This is a genomic window from uncultured Paraglaciecola sp., from assembly GCF_937123705.1.
In the GTDB taxonomy this organism is placed as follows: domain Bacteria; phylum Pseudomonadota; class Gammaproteobacteria; order Enterobacterales; family Alteromonadaceae; genus Paraglaciecola.
Genome location: NZ_CAKZKO010000148.1, coordinates 1 through 6,151, shown reverse-complemented (window position 1 = coordinate 6,151; position 6,151 = coordinate 1). Strand labels below are relative to the sequence as shown.

General features: G+C 49.8%; 11 protein-coding genes. 1 reads left to right on the top strand and 10 read right to left on the bottom strand.

Annotation, left to right across the window (positions count from 1 at the left end; translation table 11 throughout):
• The 4 genes from Q0688_RS20310 to Q0688_RS20295 form a co-directional block, all read right to left on the bottom strand.
• Window positions 1–1,032 (bottom strand): hypothetical protein (locus Q0688_RS20310; protein ID WP_299081690.1); only part of this gene is annotated, 1,032 nt, incomplete at its 3' end.
• Window positions 1,022–1,537 (bottom strand): DUF1353 domain-containing protein, encoded by a 516-nt coding sequence (locus tag Q0688_RS20305; protein ID WP_299081687.1) that lies wholly within the window; start codon window positions 1,535–1,537, stop codon window positions 1,022–1,024. The genes Q0688_RS20310 and Q0688_RS20305, both read right to left, overlap by 11 nt.
• 322 nt (window positions 1,538–1,859) lie before the next feature.
• The gene (locus tag Q0688_RS20300) at window positions 1,860–2,381 is read right to left on the bottom strand and encodes a hypothetical protein (protein WP_299081685.1); all 522 of its coding nucleotides are present in this window, start codon (window positions 2,379–2,381) and stop codon (window positions 1,860–1,862) included.
• On the bottom strand, window positions 2,378–3,031 hold the full coding sequence (locus Q0688_RS20295; protein ID WP_299081682.1) for a hypothetical protein: 654 nt from the start codon (window positions 3,029–3,031) through the stop codon (window positions 2,378–2,380). Before Q0688_RS20295 ends, Q0688_RS20300 begins: the two co-directional genes overlap by 4 nt.
• 25 nt (window positions 3,032–3,056) lie before the next feature.
• Here Q0688_RS20295 and Q0688_RS20290 point away from each other — a divergent pair, with 25 nt between their 5' ends.
• Entirely contained in the window at window positions 3,057–3,239 is a 183-nt protein-coding gene (locus Q0688_RS20290; RefSeq protein ID WP_299081679.1) for a hypothetical protein, read from the top strand.
• Between the two features lie 60 nt (window positions 3,240–3,299).
• Here the strand turns inward: Q0688_RS20290 and Q0688_RS20285 are convergent, their stop codons facing one another.
• From Q0688_RS20285 to Q0688_RS20260, 6 genes are all read right to left on the bottom strand, one after another.
• Window positions 3,300–3,506 carry a hypothetical protein gene (locus tag Q0688_RS20285; protein WP_299081676.1) on the bottom strand — a complete coding sequence of 69 codons (207 nt, stop codon included), beginning with the start codon at window positions 3,504–3,506 and terminating at the stop codon, window positions 3,300–3,302.
• 66 nt (window positions 3,507–3,572) lie between these two features.
• Window positions 3,573–4,298: a D-Ala-D-Ala carboxypeptidase family metallohydrolase gene (locus Q0688_RS20280; RefSeq protein ID WP_299081673.1), complete on the bottom strand. Its 726-nt coding sequence runs from the start codon at window positions 4,296–4,298 to the stop codon at window positions 3,573–3,575.
• Window positions 4,299–4,503: 205 nt separating this feature from the next.
• Window positions 4,504–5,064: a hypothetical protein gene (locus Q0688_RS20275; RefSeq protein ID WP_299081670.1), complete on the bottom strand. Its 561-nt coding sequence runs from the start codon at window positions 5,062–5,064 to the stop codon at window positions 4,504–4,506.
• A 44-nt stretch (window positions 5,065–5,108) separates the two neighbouring features.
• Window positions 5,109–5,345, bottom strand: a complete 237-nt coding sequence (locus Q0688_RS20270; protein ID WP_299081667.1) for a hypothetical protein — start codon at window positions 5,343–5,345, stop codon at window positions 5,109–5,111.
• Window positions 5,345–5,497: a hypothetical protein gene (locus Q0688_RS20265; RefSeq protein ID WP_299081664.1), complete on the bottom strand. Its 153-nt coding sequence runs from the start codon at window positions 5,495–5,497 to the stop codon at window positions 5,345–5,347. Before Q0688_RS20265 ends, Q0688_RS20270 begins: the two co-directional genes overlap by 1 nt.
• 354 nt (window positions 5,498–5,851) lie before the next feature.
• The coding region (locus tag Q0688_RS20260; protein WP_299081659.1) for a hypothetical protein at window positions 5,852–6,151 on the bottom strand (300 nt) is incomplete at its 5' end.

Genomic DNA, 6,151 nt, shown 5'->3' with positions numbered 1-6,151 from the left:
ACTTGGACGTACTCGCCCATCATGCAACGTACCAATGTCACCAACTGCGAAAAGCGTATCCGCATTAGTGACTGTAAATGTTTCTGTGCCATACGGCATGAGCGTTTCTGTTACAGCATGGCTAGTAACAGTTTGTAACGATCCAATTCTCAGTATGAAATCATTGTCTACAGCGTTTACAAACGTTGCTCCATTAGGGGCAAAGTAGATTGCATTTTCAGTGTCTATATTGAATGTATAGGTTTTAGATCCATCAAAATGCAACTCTGAACCTATCGGCAATTGATCAACAAACGTTTGTACAATTGCAGTCTCATCACCAGAACCTACAGCCCCAACAGCTCCAACATGATAACGATTAGGCTCGAACGGCAAGACATACAACTTAACGCTACCGGCAGTTGTTAGATTATGGTCCGACGCTCCTGATGCTGCAACTTTATAGTTGTACCCTTCCTCCTGAGTAGAAACTATTTCATCTTCCACATAGCCAGCTGTGCTGGCTAGTAACGTGGTTACTGTTGCGTATTGTGCTGCAACATACTGAGTAACATTAGACTCCTGCACTCGTGCATCAGCCAGTACCCCCGTAAGCCTACTAGCAGCTATATCCGCTGCCAGTGCATCAGTCAACCCAACAACCTGCGACTGCGGAATATCACTAGTATCAGGCGGCAACGGTTGATACCCTGTTGGATACCCTGGCACATCAACTTTGACAAGAACATCAGTAAGCACACCATCAGTGACCTCGGCCACCATTTTGGGCGAGTCTTCCAGCGCTATTGCATCTGCAAATGTGCCTGTGAATATTTCGTCGGCTTTAGAATAATCATTAGCTTTATCACGCGCCCAGACAGCCGGATCAATAACATTGCCAGTACCTGCTGGTGCTGTGGCTATTGCGCGGTAGCTTTCGCCGGTAGACAGGTTGATCGTGTCATTGAGCTGGGCAGCAGGCGTATCGTCAGTAGTGAGGTTTATCTCGCCAAGCCATGTGCCTGCGCGAACTCCAAAAACATCAACTGGCATTGTGATTACTCATGTTTCGTTTCGCGTCGCCTTTGCGGTTTTTATTCCAACCAATCCAGCCAAACGCTTTCAAAAGTGCAGCTAGCATCAGGTCCAAAATAATCATCCCGTTTGTGATATGGCAGACTTCAAGAAACATTCCGTCTGCTTTGCGGCGTGTTTTGTATTCAACTGCCACTGAACCGTCAGGCGCAAGCAGGCATTGAAATCGATATGCGTAGTCATGCAATAATCCCGGTATTAGCAACAGGCCGATAGGATTTAGCACAGCCCAAAATGTTCGAGGTATGGACGCGCCGTTGAATATAAATCCTTCCGGTATCATTATGTCTTCGCCTGTTGGTAGCCGGTATGGGAAATCTTCGCCCAGCCAGAAATCACGGCGATAGAAAAGCAGATTGAACAACGCCATATACCACGGCAAATCCTTCGTCGGTATAGGTATCGGTATCAGCACCGGCATACCTACAGGCTTGCCGAATGCGTCAACAGGAAGTTTATTCACGAAGCAACTGTTCGCTGAATCCGAATCGTTGCGCAAACCTCTGCAACGTTCTTGACGTAGTTTTTGTAGTTCCCGCCGTGACCTATGACTAAGTGCGCTTTCTTTTCCAGAGTGATGAGATTTGACGGCCAGTCTGCCAATGTCGGATTAACGCTAACTGGCACGATATGGTGCACCTCAAGGCGTCTTGTACTGCCGGTAGCCTCACACACTGGATTTTTCTTTCGGTGCGTTAACAGCGCTTTACGAACGCTGTACTGCCTGCGCATGTTCTTAGTCACGAATGCTGGGTTGCGCATAACAAAAGAGGCGTACTCGAACATTAGATAACCGGCACACCATTAATCGCCGCAATCGTTCTGAGCGCCAATCCGAAATACTGAGCCAGTTCACCCGCCGACACACCAGCACCCGAATCAATCGCTTCCTGAATGTTGTCTCTCGCAATCACAGCGCTCTCGTGATACGACTTGAGCAGTGGATTCACCGGCTCTTTTGTTCGCGCCAGATAGCCTTGATACGCAATACGACCGCGTTTAACCGCCGATTCAACGTCATCTAGCGTTGATTGAGCCTGTACCGCCGATAGCGCAATACGCCCCGCGTTCTGCTTGTGCAGCGTTCTAAGCGCCTGTCGCTCCACCTCAAGCTCTGCAATCACTGATTCTATTTCAGCGCTCTCGGCCTCATTGAGCGGCAATTCTCGAACGGTTGTACGCGCTTGATCGAACTCAGCATCCAGCAATTTCATGTGGACGCCGGTTTGTGCTGCTTTAAACACATCGCCGGTAGCGCAGCCTGTAATTAGCAGGGCTGTGAATAGGATTGTTGCGAGTGATTTCATGAATTTTCTGCAATTTTCTTGTTAACAAAATCGGCGTAAATGACATCAGTCATCTTTGATGTGCCGTCAAGCTCTCGCTTCCCCTTGACCAGATAGTCATCACTGACCCGATAGGTTGGCGTTCCTTTAACTGCGCCTGATGCCTCAATCATTTTCATTTGCCGGAATCTGGCGAACGAACGATTTACTGTTGATATGGCCATGCGTAGTGCAAAGGCAATTTCGACCTGTGTAGATTTGATTTCATTGCCGTACATAACGTCGTTCTTGCAGAAGTCCCACACCCGAATATCTGCATTCGACAATCCGGCATCAACCGTTGCTGTCTGACATTTCGCTTGAATAGTCATGGCAAATTGGTCCTTTCGCGATTTCTTGATGTTCAGGATTGCTTTGTCAAGTCGCTTGGCGGTTCCGCGAATCGACATCATTAGTTGCTTAGTGTCCAAACACTCAATAATCTCTGATTCGCCTGTTTCAAGATCAGTTACAAGGCATTGTTTTGTCTTTAGTTTTGGCCGACTATCTCTGTGAGCAGGTTCGACCCATCTACCAGTAGTGTCGCCACCCTCATCAAACGGCGGTGTTACACCATTTTCGTCAGTTTGCTTGTTTCTTCTACCTATAGTGCTATTCTTGCAGTTCGTCATGATTCGCTGGCTTTCCGGTTAAGCGATGAGTGACTGGCCAGCTCTGTTGTTCACGCAACATCTGGCCTCTCTTTTTTTGCCTAGCCACACAAATCCCTACCAGTCTTTGCTGGCATTCTTTCCGTGGTCAGGGTTGTTTCAGTTGTCCGGCATTACCGAACAAGTAGCCGTAGCGCCCGTAAGAGGCAGCCTAGGCGGTGTTAAATGACCGGCCAGTTTGAGCATCGCTGAGAGGCTTGGCCGGTTCTGTTGATTTTGGCAGCACGATTTACTTGAATGACGCTGATAAGTAAATCGTGAAAGAACTAGCGGCTGTTATACCGCCGTTCCCCGACTGGGAATCCCCAGTCCGCCGATATCGGCCTGAATACTCAGACCCCGAAGCAATGCTTGTAAAGCCTTTCGCGCCCATGCTGACGGCTTGGATCAGATTCCAATGCAACGGTACTCGTGCAATGGCTGGGTAATCGCTCATACGGTCATGACTCCGCATCGCCTGACTTTCAGGACTTTAGCCTTGTCGGGGCTATTTGTTATGGCACTACGCCAGCGCAACATCAGCAGCATCCATACTGAATTGCCGCCATGATTTATCCGGTCCGGTCTTTCTCGCCCAGATTCCTGATCGGCAGTCCACATGGATAAATGTTTTGTAAAGGCCAAGCCCGTATTGGCGCGGGTATTTGTTATCCATGTAGCGATACAGCTCTACCGCCGAAACAGTTGGGCTTTTCAGATCAATTGCCATGCCCTTGACGTGGTATGAATCGCTCGACCCGCCGACATTGACATTGTGCTGTGGGCATCGGTAGCCAGACGTGACAACCAGCGGCCCGAATCGCTCGCGCAGATCATTGACCATTGCCATCACTGTCTGGTGCATTCCGCGATAGTCGCAACCGGCCAGATCAGGACATTTGCAGTCTAATTCCGCGTCAGAAAACCAGTTCTTTGTAGGCTTTAGCGTTGTTACCGTGTTCTGGCCAACGTCAGCGCGTACAGGCGTATCAAACGTGTCCAGCGGCTCATTGTCTATCTCTGGATTCAGGCGCTTGTACGGCTTCTGAGCAGGCTTTGCAGGCTCAAGATTGACGAACAAAGCCACCAATGCAATCGCACCGGCTGTCAGCTCTGATACCGCTGTGCTTCCGACTACTGACCAATCGATAACCTCAACCGATCCCACGTACTCAATAAATTCTTGCGCCTTGACCAGCAACCATGCGCCGATAACGCCTGCGATGCCTTTTCCGGTTGTGGTTTTCACACCTGATCCGTACTGATTTCAACAAACCGTGAGAACTTAAACCGATCCAGAAACTCGGAATGGTTCAGCGTGACAGTATCGTCCGTGTCATCGCCAGCATCGCACTCTATCTGCCTGTCTGATCGCATGAAGCATTGAACCTTGCCATTACGCACGCCGATTGTGTTGTTGTTGCTCAGCAGATTCCAAGCGTCGCCAGCGTCCATCAGTCGGGTATTACGCCGCGAACCTGCACAACCTCGCTATGCTTTTCAAATCGCTTTACCGATCCGTCAGGCATGTGCATCCTCATTACCGAACTTAACCGGCAGTCCGCGTCATGGCGCGGGTATTGAATGGGCAGTAGTTGGCCTGCATAGCCCTCATTTCGACGCATCAGGATTGGGTAGCCTTTAAGCTCCCGCAACTGCGACATAGGCCGCCGACTTCTCGACTTGATATAGGTTTTTGCAGTTGGCTCAGCTTCGCGGTAGTACTCGTAATTGTCGCGGCTGTCATAGGGATTGTTATCACACATGATGGCTTCATTCCATGTGACCTTGACGCCCCCTGGTATCGTTTCAATGATCTTGTGGATCTCAGCGTCAGAAACAAACCGTGCATCTGCTTCGTAGTACACCGTGGACTCTGGGGGGAATATCGAGTAGTACGTCATCACATTTTCAAATGTGAGTGCGGCCACTTTTTTTCTGGTTTGCCGGTCCTTGTAATCCTCGACCATAAAATTAGTTTGTATGGCGGCTAAAGTCACACCCCACAAAACCACGACATAGATTGCAGCGGATTTTAGCCACTGAGCAGCATTGAAAGTCATTTACTGCGCCACGCTCGAATCAGCTCGGCAATTTCTGCCGTGGTGATTCCCTTAATCAGAATGGCCGCGAACCCGTACAAAACCCCTTTCACCGTCAATTCCTGCGCAGTCATGTCAGCCAATACAAGGTCGGACGAAATATCTGTGTAGAGCATGTAAGCCCAAAGACCGCAACCGAAGAGCATTTGTGCATATCGCTCGAAACGGTCCTTGTCGTCACCGTTTGCACCCATTACTCACGCCGTAAAATATTATCAACAACGGCTATAACGGGCGCGGCAGCGGCGGGATGCAACGCCACACAAAGCCATACCCCGAAAGCAACGGCTACCAAGCAGCCAGCAGCCTGTGATTCGGTAATATGCCCGCGTGATCCATACCCCATTTCCGCGCTCCTAGCCATTTATACCGGCCCTGAATTCAGGCAGGCGTCAGAATATCGTCTATTCTTCATGTGTCGTGACGCCTCAATCGTCGCGGCATTGCAGGCCAGCCGGTAGCTTTCGTTATCGGCTGGTTCTGCTCTTAGTGTTTGGGTGAGCCTGCCGACCTTGATTCAGATTGCGCAGTGGATGCGCCTGTATTTGGGTTCGTCGGGCTAGGCTCATTGATTTTTCGCAGGCCCAGAAACGCAAAAAGCCCCGCTGAATGGCGAGGCTCTTAATGTTGGGGTCAAACGATCTTTGTAAAAGCCTAGCGGGTCCACGGGTCCACGTCAAGCATTATTTAGCCCGTTGGGTTATGCGGCCTTCATGAACTCAAACAGCACATTGAACGCTGCAACCCCTTGATGTTTCAACGCTCTGTATTCCTTTCTGTCAATTGGTGCTGGTCGATCTTTGACCTTTCTCAAGCAATACCCTCGACTCAGGAACTTGGCTGCAACAGTGTCGTCCATCTGTAAATCAAACGTCAGCAGGAACAAATCCCTGTATATCGGCTTGCACTGGCCTATCAGCACGTCAGCCCTTGCCCCCCTGTCTTCGTCGTATTCTTCTCCCATTCGCAGCGGCTCGCGGGCCTTAGTGGTCCTGTACTT

Coding starts and splice junctions, on each gene's coding strand:
- Q0688_RS20300 (WP_299081685.1), bottom strand. CDS start 2,381: ATGAAATCACTCGCAACAATCCTATTCACAGCCCTGCTAATTACAGGC.
- Q0688_RS20285 (WP_299081676.1), bottom strand. CDS start 3,506: ATGAGCGATTACCCAGCCATTGCACGAGTACCGTTGCATTGGAATCTG.
- Q0688_RS20265 (WP_299081664.1), bottom strand. CDS start 5,497: ATGGGGTATGGATCACGCGGGCATATTACCGAATCACAGGCTGCTGGC.
- Q0688_RS20295 (WP_299081682.1), bottom strand. CDS start 3,031: ATGACGAACTGCAAGAATAGCACTATAGGTAGAAGAAACAAGCAAACT.
- Q0688_RS20290 (WP_299081679.1), top strand. CDS start 3,057: ATGAGTGACTGGCCAGCTCTGTTGTTCACGCAACATCTGGCCTCTCTT.
- Q0688_RS20270 (WP_299081667.1), bottom strand. CDS start 5,345: ATGGGTGCAAACGGTGACGACAAGGACCGTTTCGAGCGATATGCACAA.